Genomic DNA, 19,415 nt, shown 5'->3' with positions numbered 1-19,415 from the left:
TTAGAGCACCTCAACGCGTCCGTTGACCTCGCGGATCTCGCCGTGCTGGAACTTGATCTTGGTTCCACCCGCCGGGATGTCCTCGTGGTCGCTGATCGGGTAGCCGAGCTTGCCCTGCTCCCAGCCGCGCTTACCCCACTCATCGAACACGTTTCCGTAGTAGATCACGTGTGCGCCGGTGGACGGGGACCAGTAGATGTTGCCGTGCTCGAACTCGGTGAAGCGGCCGCCCTTGATGGCCAGCTCGCCACTCTTCGGGTTGCCCAGCTTAGAGGTCACGCCACCCAGCTGCAGGTACTTCTCTGCGATCTTGCCCTGGACGTAGTTGGTCTTGTTGTCCTTGTCGCGGATGATCACGCCGTTCTGGTACTTCTGCATGTAACTATCGCCGACCTTCTCCAGCTCGGAGATCGGGTAGCCCAGCGGGCCGTTCTCCCAGCCGGTCTTGCCCCACTCATCCATGAAGTCCTTCGGCACAGCGTGGGCGCCAGTCTCGTGGGTCCAGTAGATCCCGCCGTTCTCAAAGCTGGTGAAGCGACCACGACCGTTGGAGATGACGTGCTCCTCGGAGGTCGGGTAGCCCAGCCAGGAATCCGGACCGTTCAGAGAGGCATAGTGGGCGCCGATGCGACCCCACACGAAGTGGGCTCCAGTCTTCGGGGACCAGTAGGCACGGCCACCACGGAAGTCCTGCACCTTGCCGCCGTCCTTAGCGTCGTACTCGTTGGAGATGCAGGCACCCAGCGTAGCCGGGGCGTTCTTCATGTTCTCCGCGATGGCGCCACCGATCTTGCACTTCGCACCGCGATCAGCTTCCGGGATGCCCAGTGCGTCTGCGATGTGCGGCCATGCCTGGATCATCTCGTACTGCCAGTATGGCCAGTCGTGGGTACCGGAGGGGCGGAAGGCGGTGATCGGCTTAACGCCGGCCTTCTTCGCGTACTTGACGAAGGTCTCGGTGGTCATGCGGGACATGGCCTCCAGACCGAAGCCGGCCATATTGGCGGGCATGCCAGGGATGGTACCTGGCTTGTCATACTTGCCAGCGTTGCCGTTACCTGCAGAGACGTAGACGGTCATCTTCTTCAGCGCGTCCACACCCAGCTTCGGATCGTGGTCAATCCAGTCCTGAGAGCCGAATTCGCCCCACATCTTCTTGGCGTCGTAGCCATTGCCGTCGTTCGTGGCGTAGGCGATGGCTTCCGGCATGCCGTAGGAGGTCGTGTCCAGGTAACCGGAGAAGGAACCGACGAACTTCCACATGTCCGGGAAGCGCTCAGCTAGGTTCATTGCGGCGGTGCCGCCCATGGATAGGCCGGTGATTGCGCGGTCCTCGTTGGCGCGCCAGCCCTCGCGCAGCACGGATGGCAGCTCCTTGGTCAGGAAGGTCTCCCACTTGTAGTGCTTACCGTTCTCCGGCTGCTGCCAGTCCGTGTAGAAGGAGGACTCGCCACCGACAGGCAGAATAACGTTCACGTTGCGGTCTGCGTACTGGTTGGCGATGTTGGTGGACAGGGTCCAGCCGGACTCATCTTCGCGGGCACGCAGGCCGTCCAGAGCCCACACGGTCGGGAACTTGCGGTCGGGCTGGGAGTACCAGTCGCGGGCCAGCAGGATCTGTACCTTGATGGGCTTGCCCGGCATGGCGGCGGAGTTGATGAAAACATTAGCCCAGCGCTCAGTGATCCACTCGACGCGATCCACGCTCACGCCCTCCGGCAGGCCTTCCAGGTGCTGCTCGGTGACCTGGCGCGGGGTGCGCTTCGGAACACTGTCCGGATCCAGGTAGCTGGTGCCGGACCCCGGGCCCATGTTGCCACCGAGGGAGCTCTGCGCGGTGGCAGCCGGCATCATTGGCATTGCCAGCGCAACGGAAAGCGGCAGAGCCAGGATCGCCGCGGTCTTACGGCGAGGGCTGCTGGCGGAGCGAGTGCGACGGGAGAGGTTCGCTGCAAGGCGCATAGTCTTCATTCTTTCTGTTGCTTTTTTGGTTGTTGTGTAGCTTTGGTTGCTGTTTAGCCGTTGTGGTCTGGTTGGTTCGAAACAGGTTCCCCTCCTGCTTCGAACACCACCGGGTGCTTCATCAAGCCATTCTCTATTTACGTTTACGTCTATCGCGACCTGGATTTTCTCGAGCTTTTCAAAGCTTTTGAACTTTCCGAGCTTTTAACGCAGGTGCGCTTCTAGCACGTGAGCAATTATGGCAAGCAAAAGCGCTTTCACATGGACAACACGCGGAACATTTAAAGTTTTACTTGAGGGTTAGCCTACCATGTTGCCAGTGTTACTTATGTGACTCTTGAGCTTCTTTTTTATTGACGCCCCTAAGCTCCACTCGCTTTTGAGCCTCACTCCCCCAACCAACCTCGACCGCAAACCTCGTTCACAACAGCTCCTCGCGCAGTGCACCACGTCTTGAGCACACAAAAAACCACTGCCCTAGGCAAAGAGCCAAGGCAGTGGTTTTAGTGGCTTTAGCGACTTTAGTGACTCCAGTTCAAAACTAAAGCGATCTCAGGCTAAGCACCCAGCGCACGCAGGATGTGCGGGCGAGCCTTGTTCAGCTCCGCATCCCAGTACGGCCATGCGTGCAGACCGTTGATCGGGTAGCTCACAACAGGTCGAGCTCCGGCTGCACGGGCAGCCATCTCGAACTTCGCAGTGGAGGTGCGCGCCATCCACTCCAGGCCGATGCCAGCAGCAACTCCTCGCGGATTATCCAGGAACTTCTCGCCGCGAGACGGGACGCCGCCAGAGGCGGCCAGGTACAGAGGCATACCGTTGAATCGGCCAGCCTGTACGGTCGGGTCGTTGCGGAAGCGACGCGGGTCAACCGGGCTACCCCACATGTCCCAGATGTTTGCACCCCGGTCCGCGTCAGACATCGCGTACTGGATTCCGGCGTACATGCCCGGCCAGGTCGGGTTCAGGTAACCGGACAGGGAGGTTGCCTGCTTGAACTGGTTGCGGTGCCACGCAGCCAGGTTCATTGCGGCAGTACCGCCCATAGAAAGACCAACAATGGAGTTGCGGGTCGGGCTCACGCCGAAGTTGCGCTGCAGGTAGCCCGGCAGCTCGCGGGTCAGGAAGGTCTCCCAACGCGGCTTCTTCGGGCCACCCTTACCGCCGTACGGGCCCATCCAGTCCGTGTAGAACTGAGCCTGCCCGCCGACCGGCATGACCAGGGTCACGTCGTCGTTAACGAACTTCTTTACAGCGTTGCCCGACCAGACCCATGCGTTCCAGTCCTGGCGTGCACGCAGGCCGTCCAGCATGTAGACGCCAGCGTTACCACCACGGGAAGATGGCTTGATCTGCACCTGGATCTTCTGCCCCATTGCCGGGGAGTAGACCCAGCAGTTCTGCAGGTAGTACTTGTGCTTGCTCCAGTGGCAGCCCGGACGCAGGTGGCCACGGTTGTCAGCAGAAGCAGTGGGTGCAGTGACAACAGCCATGCCCAGCGCAGTAGCGACTGCAACCAGGAAAGCGGTGAGCTTGGAGCCCAGACCCTTGGTCTTCATAGTCGTGTTCATGTAGTCCTAAATGTCTTGAAACGTATATGACAAGAGGCGTCCCGAAGACGCGCCTCGAAACACAGGATGCGTGTACGTTACCAAATCTTTACGATCGCACTCAACGTAATGAACGAATCGCTTTCCCTAAACGCTACATCCCTAGATCATTCTCAGCACATCCTTAGAGTCGCCTAATCACATCTCCCTCCTGCCCCACTTGTGTCACTGCAACCCCACCATTAGCACGCTAGGAACCCAACAAAGCCCTAAAAGCTAAGAACGCCGACTCCCCCAAATAGGAGAAGTCGGCGTCACAAAGAAAGAACAGAAAACTAGACCTAGAACAGGGAAACTAGAACAGCGGAACGATGTAGACCGCCATCGCCACACAGAACAGCCAGGCCAGCGCCAGCAGCTGCAGGGTGCGATCCTCGAGGGCGATCTCGTCAGGCGCGCCACCCTCACCACGGTCAACGTCCGCGGCATATCGCAGAATCGCGATGGTGAACGGCACCATAGAGACCTGGTACCACACGGCGGCCACACCGGACTCGACCGTCTGCGCCAGGCCAAAGCCCCACAGTGCGTAGCTCAGCACCACAGCGGTGGCAGCCAGGGTCCACACAAAGCGCAGGTAGGTCGGGGTGTAGCTCTCCAGAGACTTGCGGATCTTCGCGCCCGAACGCAGCGAAAGCTTCAGCTCCGCGTAGCGCTTACCCGCCGCCATGAACAGCGAACCGAACGCCGCGACCAACAGGAACCACTGCGAAAGGAGGATCGAAGCAGCCACACCGCCCGCCATCGCGCGCAGCATGAAACCGGAGCTCACCAGCGCGATGTCGATCACCGGCTGGTGCTTCCAGCCGAAGCAGTAGCCCAGCTGCAGTGCGATGTACACGGCCACGACGATAGCCAGGTTCGTGCCCGACGAAGCCAGCAGTGAGCCACCGATTGCCGCAATAATCAGCACCACGGACATCGCATACGCCAACCCCACCGGCAGCACGCCCGCCGCGATCGGGCGGAAGCGCTTAGTCGGGTGCGCACGGTCAGCCTCAACGTCGCGAGCATCGTTAATCAGGTAGATGGAGCTGGCCGCCAGGCAGAAGGCAATAAATGCGATCAGCACATCCAGCAGCACGCGACTGTGGAACAGCATCTCTCCACCAGCCGCCGCGGGAGCTGCGATGACCAGCACATTCTTGACCCACTGCTTCGGTCGCAGCGCCTTAATCATCGCCTCCGGCAGGTTGCGCGGTGGGCGCAGCTTCTTCGTTTCGGTGGCGGTGCTGGTCGCCTGGTTGGGATCTTCCAACCCGGAAGTGTGCGGCTCCGCGCCGATCAACGGCTCCGGTCGGCCGTTGCTACGCTGTTCGCTCACTGACTTTTCTCCTCACTGTTCTTCTTTGTGACGCCCCCACGTCCCCCATCGACAACCTTGCGCACGGCGATGGCCGTGGCAGCGCCGATGCAGCTTCCGAGGGCGACATCAGAGGGATAGTGTACGCCCAAAACCATGCGCGACAGCGCCATCGCCGGGATGCCCACCAGAGGCAACGCCCCGGTGCGGTTGTTCACCGACTGGGTAAAGGCCACAAGGGCGGCAGTGGAGCTGGTTGCGTGTGAAGACGGGAAGCTGAGCTTCGAGGGAGTCCCCACGCCGATCTTAATGCGCGGATCGTGCGGGCGAGGGCGACGGATGATGCGCTTAAGCACCACACTGGCAGCGTGTGCCAGGAAGGCGCTGACACCGACGGACAGCCAACCACGGCGTTCCGGCCCGTCGGCGGGCTTGCCCTTCGCGGTGGCGAGGCCATAGCCCAGGGCAGCGGATCCCATCCAGCCGAGGGCATGCTCGCCGAAGTGGCTCATGCCCCGTGCAGTGGGCAACACACCCGGCTTATCGGTCAACTGCTTTTGCAGCGCGACCAGCAGGTCGGATTCACCCAGCGGATCGCCGCTTATGCGTGTGGCGCTCATAGTTTCTGCGTTGTCCTTAACTTCGGTCTGGCTTGGTCTCAGTCTGGCTTGGGTTCGGTGCAGCTAACGCCGGCTCGCTACTTGTTTTCCACGCTCTCGGGCTCGAAAATCTGCGCCCAGCCTTCCTGGCTGGTCAGGTGCGGGTGGGCTGCACGGTAGGCGTTGCGCAGCTCGTCGAAACGGTCGTAGACCTGCTTTTCCAGGCGCGCGTATTCCTTCGCCAGCGCCAGCATCTGGCCCCGGTCACGCTTGCGGTAGAACACGCCCTTGCCATCGGCGGTGGTCACGGTCGCACCGTCGACGCGGGAGAGGCTGAACCAACGGGCCTCGACGGGCGGGAGGTTCACCTGCGGTGCGTGGTGGTGGCGGGCGTCGGCAGGCTTGGCGTTGTGCAACAGGGCCTTAGCAAGCGTGACAATCTTGGCCTTCTTGCTCAGCGGGATACGCGTGAGGTCTGCCGGGCCACCTGTCGCTGGGGGCAGGTCGGTAGCGGATGGGACTACGACTGCGTCGGAGTAGTTCTTACGCAGCTTCGCGATGCGCGGCAGGGAGGTATCCAGGATGTCGAAAAGCTGGTCCGGGCCAGCCAGGAAGTCCTTCATTGCCTCGATGTGCAGGGCAACGGTGGAGTACTCCAGGCATAGGAGGTGCTTTGTCGCTAGCTTGGCCAGCGAGACCAGCAGCCCGCGCGGGGATCCTTCCATTTGCATGGCTGCCACGATCAGTCGGTTGCGAATGTGGAAGTAGGACTGCCAGTCGATGGCATCGTCCTTGTTTGCCCAGGCCATGTGCCAAATCGCGATGCCCGGCCAGGAGGCCGTGGGGAAGCCAGCGTCCTTTGCACGCAGGCCATATTCGGCGTCATCCCACTTAATAAACAGCGGCAGGGGCTGGCCGATGCGATCAGCGACATAGCGTGGGATCAGGCACATCCACCAACCGTTGTAGTCAACGTCGATGCGGCGGTGCAGGTCCTTGGAGTTCTCCGAGTTGTTCGGGGTGCCGTAACCCTTGTTGATCACGTCCCGGGCCACCGGCGCGATCGGCTGGCCTGCCGCGTTGTGAGCAGTGCCGTCGCCCAGGTCGCGCAACGGGTGGCGGTAGAAGTCGTGGGTGTAGTGGGTGTGCGGTGCCCCACCCCACATAAACACGTCGCGGTGGACAACTTCGCCCATGCTGTGCAGGAAGCTGCGCTCCTGCAGGTCCAGCATCTGGCCGCCGATCAGCATCGGGGACTTCGCGTAGCGGGCGGCCGCCAGGGCGCGAAGCACGCTATCGGGCTCGATGGCGATGTCATCGTCCATGTACAGGATGTAGGGGCTGGTGGTGCCGCGCTCTGGGTGACGAGCCTCGTACATGATGCGGGAGTAGCCGCCGGATCCGCCCAGGTTGCCCTGCTGCACGATGCGCAGGCGATCGCCGAAGTGCTCCGCGACTTCATCGAAGTCAGGCTCGTCGGCGGGGTGCTTGTCGCCCTGGTCAGGCATGATGAGGGCCTCGATGCGGCCGTCTACCTCGGGGTCGGAGGCGAGTGCGTGAAGTGCAGCGACCGCGTCAGTCGGGCGGTTGAATGTCGGAATGCCGATGGTGACGCTCGGTTCAGCAGCCGGCAGCGTCTCGCCCCCGAAGGTCTGCTCGCCGGCCTCGACGGTGGCGTACCAACCCGCGGAATGCAGGCGGGTTTCCTTCTCACAGGTCAGGTCGAACCAGATCCAGCCACCATCTTCGAACGGGGCCAGGGAGATGATGAATTCGGCGATGCCGTGGCCGTTCTCATCTGTTTCGATCTGGGCTCCCTCGATGCCGATGCGGGAGCCGTCGTACTTGGAACGGTACAGGTCTACGCGAGCCTCACCTGTAATTTCGATGCGTAGCTTGACCTCGTCCAGCTGGGACCAGCGGCGCCAGTAGGAGGCGGGGAAGGCGTTGAAGTAAGTCTCGAAGGAAGTCTCACTGCCCGCTGGCAGGACCGCTTCGGTACGGGAGACGGCGTTAACGCGGCCGGGGGTGGTGGCCTCGTTCTCTACGAAATACAGGGAGCGCACGTTACGTGGTTCGCCACGCTTCGGCAGCAAGATGCGCGCCAAGCGGGTGGCATCAAACCCATCGTTGGTACTGGCTTTCACTGGCTGAGCGTTCATATGCTGAACACAAACCTCCGCATAGGCATTAAAAGACATTGGAATATATCCGATTATCCATGAAAGCCCGTCATAAGAGCTTGTGCGACACAGCCCCAGTTCAGCCCGAGTTAGCTAGGCCTCTACTTCGGACAACGAATCTAACTCCCGAGATTCCTGGGCTCCACGCCACGTAATAATGGCGCCAGCTGTCGCGATCAGGACGATGCCCACCACCATGGACCAAGTGAGCTGATCGCCGGAAAAAGCCCAGCCCAAAATCGCTCCTATCACCGGGTCCAGAGCAAAGAGCGTGCCGACGACCGCGGCCGAGACAATTCCGGCGGCGATGGTATCCACTACATAGGGCACAACGGCGCCGATAAAGCCAGAGATGACGATGATGCCCCACATCGTGGCGTCAACATGCGGCACCGCCGGGACAGAGAACGGCGCGAGTACTATCGCGGCGACAACCACGGACAGCGCCAGATCCGGCATGCCACCACCCTCGGTCTTCCCAACACGGGCGGCAAACAACGTGTATGCGCCAAAGAAGATCGCGCCGACTGCGCCGAATCCAATACCGACAATGTCCAGGTCATTGGAAGGCTGCGCGATAAGAGCAACGCCGACAAACGCGGCGATGGCCCACAGGCGGGAGCGCCACATGGTCAGTCCTAGAAAAGACACGACGCAAGGGCCGAGGAAATCTATGGTGACGGCGACGCCCTGGGGCAGGCGGGCGATGGCTGCGTAAACCATCATGTTCATCATGCCTATGGCGATGCCGTAAACGACGATGTTGAGGGCGCGGGCGCGCGTCATTCCGGACAGCTTCGGGCGGAAGATGACCACCATGATGATGGCGGCGGCGGTCATGCGCAGGCCCGATACACCCGGCGCGCCAACCGTAGAAAGCATGTCCGTGACCAGCACCGCCGCGGTTTGGGTACCAATTGAGCCAACGAGGACCAGGAGGACCGGCGCCACTGGCAGGGCGAGGAACTTGCTCACTCGCCGCGGCGATGGCTCTTGCTGAGCTGCCTTTGTTTGGGTTTTCTCACGCAACACTCGTGCGATTTTAGTGCAGCTTCCTTTGGCTGATGCAACCGGGATTTAGTGCCCGCGCGCCTGCTCCAGCGGCTCGCTCGACTCGAAGTACGGCGCCAGCTTGTTGTCGTACATCGACAGCGCCGCGCCGATGGCCATGTGCATGTCCAGGTACTGGTAGGTGCCCAGGCGCCCGCCGAACAGCACCTTGTTCTCCGTAGCCTCCGCCGCCGCCAGCTTGCGGTAGGCCTCCAGCTTCTCGCGGTCCTCCGGGGTGTTGATCGGGTAGTACGGCTCGTCGCCCTCCTCCGCGAAGCGGGAGAACTCCTTCATGATGACCGTCTTGTCCTTCGGGTACTTGTCGCCCCGCTCCGGGTGGAAGTGGCGGAACTCGTGGATGCGGGTGTACGGGAACTCGGCATCGTTGTAGTTCATCACTGGGGTGCCCTGGAAGTCGCCGGTGTTCAGCACCTCGGTTTCGAAGTCGAGGGTGCGCCAGCCCAAGTGGCCTTCGGCGTAGTCAAAGTAGCGATCCAGCGGGCCGGTATAGACAACCGGCGCATCCGGGTTGGCCGCGCGGACCTCGTCGCGAATCTCGAACCAGTCGGTATCCAGGCGCACCTCGATCTTCTCGTCGGCAGCCATGTTCTCCAGCCACGCGGTGTAGCCCTCCACCGGCAGGCCCTCGTAGGTGTCGTTGAAGTAGCGGTTGTTGAAGGTGTAGCGCACCGGCAGGCGGGAGATATTAGAGGCCGGCAGTTCCTTCGGGTCGGTCTGCCACTGCTTGGCGGTGTAGTCGCGCACGAAGGCCTCGTACAGCGGACGGCCAATCAGGGCGATGCCCTTTTCCTCGAGGTTCTTGGCCTCTGCCGGGTCCAGCCCGTCGGTCTGGTCCTTAATCAGCTGGCGAGCCTCGTCCGGGCTGTAGTACTTGCCGAAGAACTGGTTGATCAGCCCCAGGCCCATCGGGAACTGGTAGGCGGTGCCCTTGTGCATTGCAAACACGCGGTGCTGATAGTCGGTGAAGTCCGTGAACTGGTTGACGTAATCCCACACGCGCTTGTTGGAGGTGTGGAACAGGTGCGCACCGTACTTGTGGATCTCAATGCCCGTCTCCGGCTCGGCCTCGGAGTATGCGTTACCGCCGATGTGGGAACGCTTCTCCACCACCAGCACGTTCTTGCCGGCCTGGGTTGCCGCACGCTCGGCCACGGTGAGGCCGAAGAAGCCGCTGCCGACAACGATGAGGTCGTAGTTCTGTCCGCTCTGTGTCTGCTCAGTCATGCCTGCCAGGTTACCGCGCTAACTCACTGTTTTTCGGTCATGACGCCACCTCGGTGTGCCGCCCGGTACTGCGATTTCAGGCAAGCGGTTCTTTAAACCCGGCCCAGTCGGGCAGCTTCTCCACCCAGTCCCCCAACCAACCTTCCGCAAAGCCGAGCATTCCGGTGTTCCACATCACCCAGAAAACGCCGCTGAAGACCACAGCACAGCCCGCCAAAAAGCCCAGGCCGATAAGGCTCTTGGTCGTCGCCCCCTGCCGCTTCCAGAAGGCTTCGCAGCTGTCGTATTTCCGCAGCCCCCAATCCAACAGTCGGTTGGGCCAGACCATCTCGAAGGACAGCACGCCGATGCCGAAAAACAGCAGGAACCAGCCCGGCCCGGGCGTGGGGATGATAAGAATGCCGCCAACCACAAACAACCAGCCCGCCAACAACGTCAACGGACGAACTAGGAAACCGTAGCTTTTCTTCTTCAAGCCCTCGTGGCGCACCTGCAGCTGGGCTACCTTCCGACGTACGTTTTCGCTCAGCTTGGACATGGCTACCTAAAACCACCGCTCGAGGACGGCGGCCACGCCGTCCTCGTCATTCGTCAGGGTGACTTCGTCGGCGACTTCTTTCAGCGATTCTTCGGCATTGCCCATCGCCACGCCGTGCCCCGCCCAGGTAAGCATCTCCGTGTCATTGGGCATGTCCCCGAAGGCAATGGTCTGTGCGGCATCCACACCGACCTGTTCGGCGATCCATTCCAGCGCGGAGCGCTTGGAGATTCCCGCCGCCGAGACCTCTACTAGACCCCCTTCATAGCTGTAGGTGGCTTTCGCCTGGGTGGCGTCAATAAAAGGGCGCACCGCGGCAAAGAGCTCGGCCGAGGTTCGATTGGGGTCCCGGACCAGCAGCTTCACCACGGGCTTGGCGGCGAGTTCTTCGAGGGACTGGACGGCATGCTCGGTGGAATCCCAGGCGTGGTCGTAACCGGGCGAGACGGAGAATAGCTCGTCGGCGCGGTCGAAGGCGCTGGTCCCGGCGCGCTCGACGGCGAAACCCACCCCAGGGACGGACTCGCTGAGTTGCTCAATGAGCGCCCGGATGAGGTCCGGCTCGAGGGTCGCGGCGTGCACGATCTGATCCCGGTCGGCGTCATAAATAATGGCGCCGTTGGCGCAGGCACAGACGGGCCGGACAGGCAGCTGCTCGAAGACGGGCATCAGCCAGCGCGGCGGGCGGCCTGTGGCGATGGTGAAGACGGTGCCCTGGCGCAGCATCGAACTCACCGCGCGACGCATCCGCTGCGAGACCCGCTCCCTGCTGTTGAGCAGGGTGCCGTCAACGTCGCTGACCACCAGCAACGGGGAATCCTGCATTGCTCGGGCCTACTTTTTGCGCAGTCGGTTAATGCGCTGGCGCAGCGGCACCAGGATCTTGTTGATGCCAGTGGCCTGCTCGCGTTCGCGGGCCTCGGCGGCGGCGCGAAGCTCGGCCTCGGCCTTCTCCTGGGCGCGCTTTTCCTTGCGGGCCGCAGCATCGGCGCGGTCCTGGACGGTGGCTTCCTCCAGCGTCGGGGCGGTTCCGCCGAGGGCGGCCGGCACCCAGAATTCGCCCTTGGGCATGGGGCCGAAGCGCTCTTCCCAACGCTGGCGGGTCAGGTCCATCTGCTCAACCATGGTCTGGTGCAGCCGCTCGGTGGTGGCCTGTGCATCTTCCGTGACCTCGACAGGCTTGCCGACGGTGATCACCAGCTGGGTTTCCTTCGGGCGCCAAATCGGCTTGCGCCCCTTCGTCCACACGCGCTGGGAACCCCAAATGGTCAGCGGGATCAGCGGCACGCCAGCCTGGTGGGCAATACGCGCGGCGCCCTGGCGGAACTCCTTGATCTCGAAGGATCGAGAGATCGTGGCCTCCGGGAAGATGCCCACCAGGTCGCCGGCCTTCAGCTGCTTGATGGCCTGGTCCACCGATGCCTGGCCGTCCGCGCGGTCGACGGGGATGTGGTTGTAGGAGCTCATGAGCGCGCCCACGCCCTTGACGTCGAAGATCTCCTTCTTCGCCATGAAACGAACCACGCGGCCACCGCGCACGTGCGCCGGGACGCCGCCGTAGGTGAAGTCCCAGTAGCCTGTGTGATTTACGGCGATCATGGCCGGACCGTCTGCGGGGATGTTTTCCGCGCCGTAGACCGCGCAATCCAGGTGCTGCATGTAGCGGAACCACAGCTTAGCGATGCCGATCGTCGGGAAGCCGTAGGGGAATTCCTTGGCTTCCTTGTGGCCGGTGGTCTTGGGCTGGTAGCCATCGGGGAAGCTGAAGCTATCGAGCAACGACATGGGTGGCGGTTACCTCTCCTGAGTCCTTGGAAACTGTGGCTCAACCAGCACGCGGGGGTCGCGCACTGGGCCGAGTCGGCGCTTTAGGCGCCGGATTCGCTGAGCTAATTGCTGGGCTTCAGAATATCTTTACCGACGAAAGGACGCAGCGCCTTCGGCACAACCACAGAACCGTCGGCCTGCTGGTGGTTCTCCAAAATAGCCACCAACCAGCGGGTAGTTGCCAGGGTGCCGTTCAGAGTGGCAGCGGTCTGCGCCTTGCCATCAGCGTCGCGGTAGCGAGTCTTCAGGCGACGGCCCTGGAAGGTGGTGCAGTTGGAGGTACTGGTCAGCTCGCGGTAGGTCTGCTGAGTCGGGACCCACGCCTCCGTATCGAACTTGCGGGCCGCCGAGGAACCGAGGTCGCCACCGGCGACGTCGATCACGCGGTAAGGAACCTCAATGGCCCCCAGCATTTCGCGCTCCATTGCCAGCAGTTCCTGGTGGACCTCGGTGGCTTCCTCGGGCTTGCAGTAAACGAACATCTCCACCTTGTCGAACTGGTGGACGCGGATGATGCCGCGGGTGTCCTTGCCATAAGAACCGGCCTCGCGGCGGAAGCAGGAGGACCAGCCGGCGTAGCGCAGCGGACCATTGGAGAGGTCGATGATCTCCTCGGAGTGGTAACCAGCCAGCGCGACCTCGGAGGTACCGACCAGATACATGTCGTCTTCTTCCAGGTGGTAGATCTCATCTGCGTGAGCACCCAGGAAACCGGTGCCGGACATGATCTCGGGGCGCACCAGTACCGGCGGGATCATGAGCTTAAAGCCGTGCTCCACGGCCTTCTGGGCAGCCAACTGCAGCATGCCCAGCTGCAGCAGCGCACCATCGCCGGTGAGGAAGTAGAAGCGGGCGCCGGAAACCTTCGTGCCGCGCTTCATGTCGATCAGCCCCAGGGATTCGCCCAACTCGAGGTGGTCCTTCGGCTCGAAGTCGAACTGCGGCGGCTCGCCCACCACGTCGAGGGTGACGAAGTCTTCCTCGCCACCGGCCGGCGCACCTTCCTCCACAATGTTGGAGATCTGCATCTGCAGGTCGTGGACGGCCTGTTCGGCGCTGGACTGAGCCTCCTCCAGCTTCTTGACTGCCTCGGCCTTCTGCTTGCCCTCCTCGCGCAGAGCCAGCTTCTCTTCGTCGGAAGCGGAGCGCATCTTCTGCCCCATCTCCTTGGAGAATGCCTTCTGATCCGCGCGAGCCGCATCGGCGGCGCTGATGGCCTCGCGGCGCTGAGAGTCGGCTTCCAGCAGCTGGTCGATCAGCGCCGGGTCCTCCCCACGAGTGCGCTGGGATTCACGGGCTACATCGGGGTTATCGCGCAGAAACTTCAGATCAATCATGGTGTTTAGCTTAGCCGGTTCGCCCGCGTAGTTGTCTGCCCAGTTCCCCCTATGGCACAACCCCTACTAGACTGGCTTCACAATTACGGTCGAATACCGTCAAAAACCGTTAGATACCGTTAGTTACCGTCAGATACCGTTAAATACAGCCGAAAACCCCAAAGCAGATTTAGAGCGAGCTCCCATGACCACCAGCGAAGCGAAAACCCACCGCCGAGCACGCAGCATCACCGTCGCACTGTTCGCCGCCCTGTGCGGTGGCGTCAGCGCTGCGGCGTTCGCCTTTGTCGCCCCCGAGGGCAGCACCCCGCTGGTACCGGCTGATGAAAAGCAGGGGCAGCACGTGAACAGCACCACGTTCACCCAGGCCAGCAATGGCGACTGCGTGAATTGGAATCCCGGCAAAGATGGTGTGAATTCCAACTTCGCCACCGTGGATTGCGAACAACCCCACCGCTTCGAAGTCAGCTCTCGCGAAGACCTCGGCCAATACCCCACCAGTGAGTTTGGCCCATCCGCCAAGCAACCGGACTTGAAGCGTCAAGAAGAATTGACCAACGAGCTATGCACCGGACCGACGATGCAGTACCTCGAGGGCAAGCTCGATCCCGAAGGTCGCTACTCCATCTCCCCGATCCTGCCCCCGCAGTCCGCGTGGAACGACGGCGACCGCACGATGCTGTGCGGCGTGATGGTACCGGACGCTACCGGCCGCACCACCGAGACCACTGGCTTCGCCGCTAAGCAGGACCAGTCGCGCTACTTCGAGAAAGACCGTTGCGTACGGGTGGACGGCGATCTGACCAACGAAGTTCCGTGCGAGGAGAAGCACGCCTGGCAGGTGACCTCCGTGGTAAACCTCGGCGAACAATTCCCCGGTGCCTGGCCGGATGCGAAGAAGCAGAACGAGTTCCTGAACAAGGTCTGCACCAAGGCCGCGCAAGACTACCTGGGCGGGGACGATGCGCTATACAACTCCACGCTCACGCCGTTCTGGACCACGCTGCAGCGCCAGTCCTGGGATGCGGGCTCACGCACCGTGAACTGTGCTTTGACTTTCGGTCGCCCCGGTGGTGGATTCGCCACCCTCGCCGGCGATGTACGCAGTAACTTCACCATCGACGGTAACCCGCCGAAGACCCCACCGAAGCGCAATCCGCTACGCCGAGATACAAGGCCTGGCAATGCCGACAGTGCTAGCAATGCTGGCAATGCTGGCAACGCCGGTACTCCGGCCGCCGAAAGCCCGAACGCCACCCCCGCCCCGGCACCGTAGGCAGACTTTCCCCATGGCCATCGACGTTTCCCCCGAGCGCTTCGAAGAACTCGTTGACCTCGGTCTTCGGCGGATCCCCCGCGAGCTGCTGGATAACGTCAACAACGTCGCCATCGTCACCGAGGATTACAATCCCGAAAGCCCGGACATCCTGGGACTCTACGAGGGAATCGCGCTAACCGAACGCACCTCCGAGTACACCTCTGCCCTACCCGACAAGATCACGATCTACCGCTACGCCCTCGAGGACATCTGCGACACCGAGGAAGAGCTAATCGAGCAGGTCGCCATCACCGTCATCCACGAGCTCGGCCACCACTTCGGCATCGACGACGACCGCCTGCACGAGCTCGGCTGGGGCTAGAGCGTCGCCGCGCCCCACCCCAGCACTTCGAAGGAGCCCTCCAGACTGTCGAGCACGCCGGAGCGCGCAGCCTTGTTTTGTGACGCCCCAGGCCGGCCCGCTGCAACATCAGCCAACTCTGCAATGTTGTCTGGCACTCGCAGGGTAATGACGTTGCCGTTGGCCAGGTAGTGCATGAATGCCCATTCCGGATCCACCCCGCCCAGGAAGCGGGCGACCAGACGGATCACGGCACCATGGCTGACCAGCGCAATATCGGTGGGTTCGGCTCCATTCTGCACTGCCTCCCGGTTGGCCACTTCATTCTCGGCGAGCGCGACCAGCAGCGTAGCCAGGTACTCGCGCAGCACCTCCGCGCCGGACAGGCCTCCAGGAACGGCCTTGTCCACTCGGCCGAGCATCCAGGTGCCCAGGATGGAGTGGTAGGCCTCGTGTGCATCCTCGTCGTTTTTCATCTCGTACTGCCCGGCGGGAATCTCGGAGACCCGCGGCAGCCGCTGCAGCGCTGCTTGAATGTGATCGGTCGCGCGGGCGGAGGCGGTGGCGTCATTTAAAGATTCCCCGCGGGAAAAGCCCGCAGGAACGATCTCCCCGCCGAAGGCGCCGGCTAGCCCCACGGCCGTTTGCTGTGCGCGGGCGGCAAACGAGGACGCGATCTTCAGGCGCTGGGTACGCTCGGAGAGCCAGTGGCCGGCCTCGGCAGCCTGCTCCCAGCCCAGATCAGTGAGGTCGGCGCCTGGCAGCGCGGTATCCAGGGCGTGAATGGCGTTGGAGGTCGTCTGGCCGTGCCTGACCAGGAAAAGACGTGTCGATTGTGCCATTGCCTAGCTACCCCTCTGACCGCTCTTGAGTTCCTCAATCCATCTACTGGATTCAGCGTAGTTCGGCGGGGCACTGTCCGCATGGCGATGCAGTGGATGGGTGATGGAGGGCTCCACGACCGGCAGAGCTTCCGCCGAGGGCCAGCTGCCCAGGAAGCGCACATCCTCCGCGCGGCGGTACAGGCCAGCCAGAGCTTCGGCCACGGCGGCATCCTCGATGTGGCCGACGATGCCAATGTGGAAGACGTAGTTACCATTGGCCGCGCCCTCGCCCTTTTCCCCAGTGCGGCGGGGGCGGGAGCCGATACGTGCCATGTCCACCTGGCGGGTGGACAGTTCAGCGATCGCATCCAACAGGCTGGAGGGCACGTTCGGCAGCCAGAGAACCATTCCGCTGCGGTCATTGCCCGAGCGCTCGGGGGGTTTGCCAGGGTTGCCGACCAAGATGAAGCGGGTCTGAGCACCAGCGACGTCGGCAACCCCCTCGGCCAAGGCCTCTAGCTGGTGGATCTCCCCCGCACGGGCCGGCGCTGCGGCAGCGTCCGCCTCTCCGGCCTTCACTGCTGCCGCGGCGGCACCGTTGCTGGAGGCGGGGACGAAAGTCGCGTCCGGCAAGTTCTCTGCCACCCAGTTTCGCACTTGCGCCTCGGCCACGGGGTGAGTGGTCAAGGTCTTGATGTCCTCCAGCTTGGTGCCGGGGCGCACCAGGATGGAGAACACCACTGGGACTAGTACCTCGCGGTAGATCTGCAGTGGCTTGCCGTAGGTCAGAGCGTCTTCCGTTTGCGAGACCGGCCCGTCAACGGAGCTTTCCAGCGCCACGCAGGCGTAGTCGGCCTCGCCGTCACGCACCATGTCCAGCGCCATCCGTGGGGAGGTGACGGGAATCTCGGTGGCTTCCTCCGGCACCGCGCCGAGCTGCTTGAACTGCTTCAGTGCCTCTTCGGTGAAGGTTCCTTCGGGGCCGAGGAATGCGACGCGTCCAGAGGCATCATGCCCAGAAGATTTACTCATGCAACCACTCATGCAGCCAGTCTAGTGGAGAACCCGACCACCGATTCCTCGCAATTCCCTGCGTTTCCCTGAGTTTCCCTGCGTTTCCCGGAGAAGACGTCTCCCAGCTCCACCCTAGGTATATCCTTGGGGGCAATGAACCGCACGCCCGACCAGTCCAGTACTTTCGCTGCTCGCCTCGCCCGCGCCCGGCGCGATACGGGTCTAAGCAATGCACAATTGGGCGTCGCCCGCGTCTACGACAACCCCCACAGTTACGACTTCCTGCGCAGTCACCCGGACCTTCCTCTCGGCGGCGAGGAGGTGCTGATCAAGGATCTTCAGCAGGTGGCGGGCGAGGTGACGACGATGGGTTCGGTCCACCACAGCTTCGTAGCTAACTACCACGACACGGCCGCCCACCGCCTGCTGGTCAGCGGCGCCACGCTTGTCGGCGCGTCTTCCTCCGCGGAGTACGGTACTACCGCCTATACCGAGCCCGTCGGCATGCCCCAGCCCGTCAACCCGTTGAACTCCGCGATGATGGTCGGCGGTTCCTCCGGCGGGGCCGCCACGGCCGTCGCCCGCGGCCTGGTGAACATCGCCCACGCCACCGACGGCGGCGGCTCAATACGCATTCCTGCGGCGTGCTGCGGCCTCGCGGCGTTGAAGCCCGCCCACAACCATCGGTTCGGCTCTTTTACGCCGGTCGCCCAGGGATTTATCGCTTCCGACCTTCCCACCACCGCCCGCGCTTACGGTCTACCCGCGCCGGATACGGACACGCTGCACCTGGAGCCCACTCAACCGCAACAGCCTCTACGCATCGGCTACACCAACCAGCCCTTCCACACCCGCAGCGTCGTCTCCCCGGAGATTGCCGCCGCCACTGCCGCGGCCACGGCGCTGGCCACCACGCACCCGCTCGTAGAATCCGTAAGCCAGGCGCCCGCCCCCTATTCGCCGGCCACTTTCCAACTCTTCCGCGACCTCATTGCCTCCCGCTGCGCGGACCTGCCGGGCACGCTGTCGCCCATCACTTCATGGCTGCGGGAGGAAGGCCGCCAGGTGCCGAAATGGCGGCGTCAACAATTAGAACAACAAATAGTCGGGCTAGACCCACAACGGGCTTGGCCGCATTTCGACGTGATCGCCACACCGACGCTCGCCTGCGCACCTCCACCTCCCGGTGCGTTCTCGCAGCTCAAACCCGCCGATAACTTCTGGGCACAAACCGCCTGGACCCCGTGGGGCACCCTGTGGAACCTGACGGGCTGGGCGGCCGTCACGCTGCCGCTCGTCGCCCCAGAGCGCGTGCCCGGCCGCTGGCCGATCGCCCTGATGCTGGGCGCGGTAGGTAATCGCACGAGCGCCGCGACACTGCTTTCCCTCGCCGCCTTTATTATGGACGCCGCCTCGCGCCTGCCCGTCGAAAATCTCAGCGTTGCGGTTCCGGGCGATATCGAAGCCTTGGATTTTCGTTCCAAACCCGACAACAGCCACAGTCACAACCACAGCCACAACCACAGCCATGAGCACTAGCGCCGATAACCGCACAGCACTGCGGTGGGAGTTGCTGCTCGTCCTGAGCATCACCTTCGGCACCTCTGGGTTACGCGCCATCGCCCGACTGGTGGAGGCAACCGTTAGCCCGGAGGCGCTCAATGAGCAGAAGGCCACGCTCAACCAAACACAATCGGTGCTGCCGTGGTTGGATCCGCTACTGCAACTGCTCTCCAGCGGCGTGCTTTTCGCCTGGGGCGGATTGGCGATATTCCTGCTGTTGCGACACTTGCCCACTCCGGCGTTGGTGCACACTTGGCGACTGCGAAGCCGTGATTGGCTGCATGGGGCAGGGCTGGCCGCGATTATCGGGCTGCCGGGGCTGGCGTTTTACTTCGGCGCGGTACATTTAGGGCTTTCGAAGCAGGTAGTGCCAACGGGCTTGGACGAATCCTGGTGGCGGATCCCGTTGCTGATAGTGAACTCCTGGGCCAATGGATTCGCTGAGGAATTGGTTGTCGTGGCTTGGCTCAGCACCCGCTTGCGGCAGCTGCGTATTAGCTGGGCTTGGGTGTTCGCCGCCAGCTCTCTGCTTCGCGGTAGTTACCACCTCTACCAGGGGTATTCCGCCGGGCTGGGCAACATCATCATGGGGGTTATCTACCTGTGGTACTTCAAGCGAACCGGGCGGATCTGGCCCCTCGTGATCGGCCACGGCCTGATCGATACCTTCGCTTTCGTCGGCTACGCCGTGCTGTTCTAGTACTGCTTTGCCACTGCATTGACACGAGTGCTGTCCCCGGA

General features: G+C 62.6%; 17 protein-coding genes. 4 read left to right on the top strand and 13 right to left on the bottom strand.

The features are described 5' to 3' along the window. The 11 genes from CJEIK_RS00685 to serS all read right to left on the bottom strand — a co-directional run bounded on the left by CJEIK_RS00685 (position 1) and on the right by serS (position 13,654). Positions 1 to 1,962 carry an alpha/beta hydrolase-fold protein gene (locus CJEIK_RS00685; RefSeq protein WP_370510486.1) on the bottom strand — a complete coding sequence of 654 codons (1,962 nt, stop codon included), beginning with the start codon at positions 1,960 to 1,962 and terminating at the stop codon, positions 1 to 3. 557 nt (positions 1,963 to 2,519) lie between these two features. Then, positions 2,520 to 3,533, bottom strand: coding sequence for an alpha/beta hydrolase (locus CJEIK_RS00680; protein WP_005297249.1), 1,014 nt, complete (start codon positions 3,531 to 3,533; stop codon positions 2,520 to 2,522). 334 nt (positions 3,534 to 3,867) lie between these two features. Then, positions 3,868 to 4,896, bottom strand: coding sequence for a decaprenyl-phosphate phosphoribosyltransferase (locus CJEIK_RS00675; RefSeq protein ID WP_005297252.1), 1,029 nt, complete (start codon positions 4,894 to 4,896; stop codon positions 3,868 to 3,870). Next, positions 4,893 to 5,495 (bottom strand): phosphatase PAP2 family protein, encoded by a 603-nt coding sequence (locus CJEIK_RS00670; RefSeq protein ID WP_005297253.1) that lies wholly within the window; start codon positions 5,493 to 5,495, stop codon positions 4,893 to 4,895. The genes CJEIK_RS00675 and CJEIK_RS00670 overlap by 4 nt, the downstream gene beginning before the upstream one ends. 77 nt (positions 5,496 to 5,572) lie before the next feature. After that, the gene (locus CJEIK_RS00665) at positions 5,573 to 7,636 is read right to left on the bottom strand and encodes a glycosyltransferase (RefSeq protein WP_034965465.1); all 2,064 of its coding nucleotides are present in this window, start codon (positions 7,634 to 7,636) and stop codon (positions 5,573 to 5,575) included. Positions 7,637 to 7,750: 114 nt separating this feature from the next. After that, positions 7,751 to 8,689: an EamA family transporter gene (locus tag CJEIK_RS00660; RefSeq protein WP_248623879.1), complete on the bottom strand. Its 939-nt coding sequence runs from the start codon at positions 8,687 to 8,689 to the stop codon at positions 7,751 to 7,753. A 45-nt stretch (positions 8,690 to 8,734) separates the two neighbouring features. Then, on the bottom strand, positions 8,735 to 9,952 hold the full coding sequence (glf, locus tag CJEIK_RS00655) for a UDP-galactopyranose mutase (RefSeq protein ID WP_005297262.1): 1,218 nt from the start codon (positions 9,950 to 9,952) through the stop codon (positions 8,735 to 8,737). Between the two features lie 76 nt (positions 9,953 to 10,028). Continuing rightward, the gene (locus CJEIK_RS00650) at positions 10,029 to 10,490 is read right to left on the bottom strand and encodes a TIGR02611 family protein (protein WP_005297264.1); all 462 of its coding nucleotides are present in this window, start codon (positions 10,488 to 10,490) and stop codon (positions 10,029 to 10,031) included. Positions 10,491 to 10,496: 6 nt separating this feature from the next. Beyond that, on the bottom strand, positions 10,497 to 11,315 hold the full coding sequence (locus tag CJEIK_RS00645) for an HAD family hydrolase (RefSeq protein WP_005297266.1): 819 nt from the start codon (positions 11,313 to 11,315) through the stop codon (positions 10,497 to 10,499). A gap of 9 nt (positions 11,316 to 11,324) precedes the next feature. Beyond that, on the bottom strand, positions 11,325 to 12,275 hold the full coding sequence (locus tag CJEIK_RS00640) for a lysophospholipid acyltransferase family protein (protein ID WP_005297268.1): 951 nt from the start codon (positions 12,273 to 12,275) through the stop codon (positions 11,325 to 11,327). A 104-nt stretch (positions 12,276 to 12,379) separates the two neighbouring features. Then, positions 12,380 to 13,654 (bottom strand): serine--tRNA ligase, encoded by a 1,275-nt coding sequence (serS, locus tag CJEIK_RS00635; RefSeq protein WP_005297271.1) that lies wholly within the window; start codon positions 13,652 to 13,654, stop codon positions 12,380 to 12,382. A 184-nt stretch (positions 13,655 to 13,838) separates the two neighbouring features. Here serS and CJEIK_RS00630 point away from each other — a divergent pair, with 184 nt between their 5' ends. Next, a complete protein-coding gene (locus CJEIK_RS00630; RefSeq protein WP_005297275.1) occupies positions 13,839 to 14,930 on the top strand; it encodes a septum formation family protein in 1,092 nt (363 codons plus the stop codon). Positions 14,931 to 14,943: 13 nt separating this feature from the next. Beyond that, positions 14,944 to 15,294 (top strand): metallopeptidase family protein, encoded by a 351-nt coding sequence (locus CJEIK_RS00625; protein WP_005297277.1) that lies wholly within the window; start codon positions 14,944 to 14,946, stop codon positions 15,292 to 15,294. On the opposite strand, the gene CJEIK_RS00620 is transcribed toward CJEIK_RS00625, so the two are convergent. Continuing rightward, positions 15,291 to 16,115 (bottom strand): histidine phosphatase family protein, encoded by an 825-nt coding sequence (locus tag CJEIK_RS00620; protein WP_005297278.1) that lies wholly within the window; start codon positions 16,113 to 16,115, stop codon positions 15,291 to 15,293. The two genes, CJEIK_RS00625 and CJEIK_RS00620, sit on opposite strands and share 4 nt — an antisense overlap. Before the next feature lie 3 nt (positions 16,116 to 16,118). Then, entirely contained in the window at positions 16,119 to 17,129 is a 1,011-nt protein-coding gene (pheA, locus tag CJEIK_RS00615) for a prephenate dehydratase (RefSeq protein ID WP_005297280.1), read from the bottom strand. 135 nt (positions 17,130 to 17,264) lie between these two features. On the opposite strand from pheA, the gene CJEIK_RS00610 reads away from it, so the two are divergent. Together CJEIK_RS00610 and CJEIK_RS00605 are read left to right on the top strand one after the other, a co-directional pair. Then, entirely contained in the window at positions 17,265 to 18,650 is a 1,386-nt protein-coding gene (locus tag CJEIK_RS00610) for an amidase family protein (protein WP_005297283.1), read from the top strand. After that, entirely contained in the window at positions 18,640 to 19,374 is a 735-nt protein-coding gene (locus CJEIK_RS00605; protein ID WP_005297285.1) for a CPBP family intramembrane glutamic endopeptidase, read from the top strand. The genes CJEIK_RS00610 and CJEIK_RS00605 overlap by 11 nt, the downstream gene beginning before the upstream one ends. Positions 19,375 to 19,415: the final 41 nt, after the last annotated feature.

Origin of the sequence: Corynebacterium jeikeium (assembly GCF_028609885.1) — a bacterium.
In the GTDB taxonomy this organism is placed as follows: domain Bacteria; phylum Actinomycetota; class Actinomycetes; order Mycobacteriales; family Mycobacteriaceae; genus Corynebacterium; species Corynebacterium jeikeium.
Note: the sequence above shows the minus strand (reverse complement) of the source record. Positions and strands in the feature narration are given on the sequence as shown.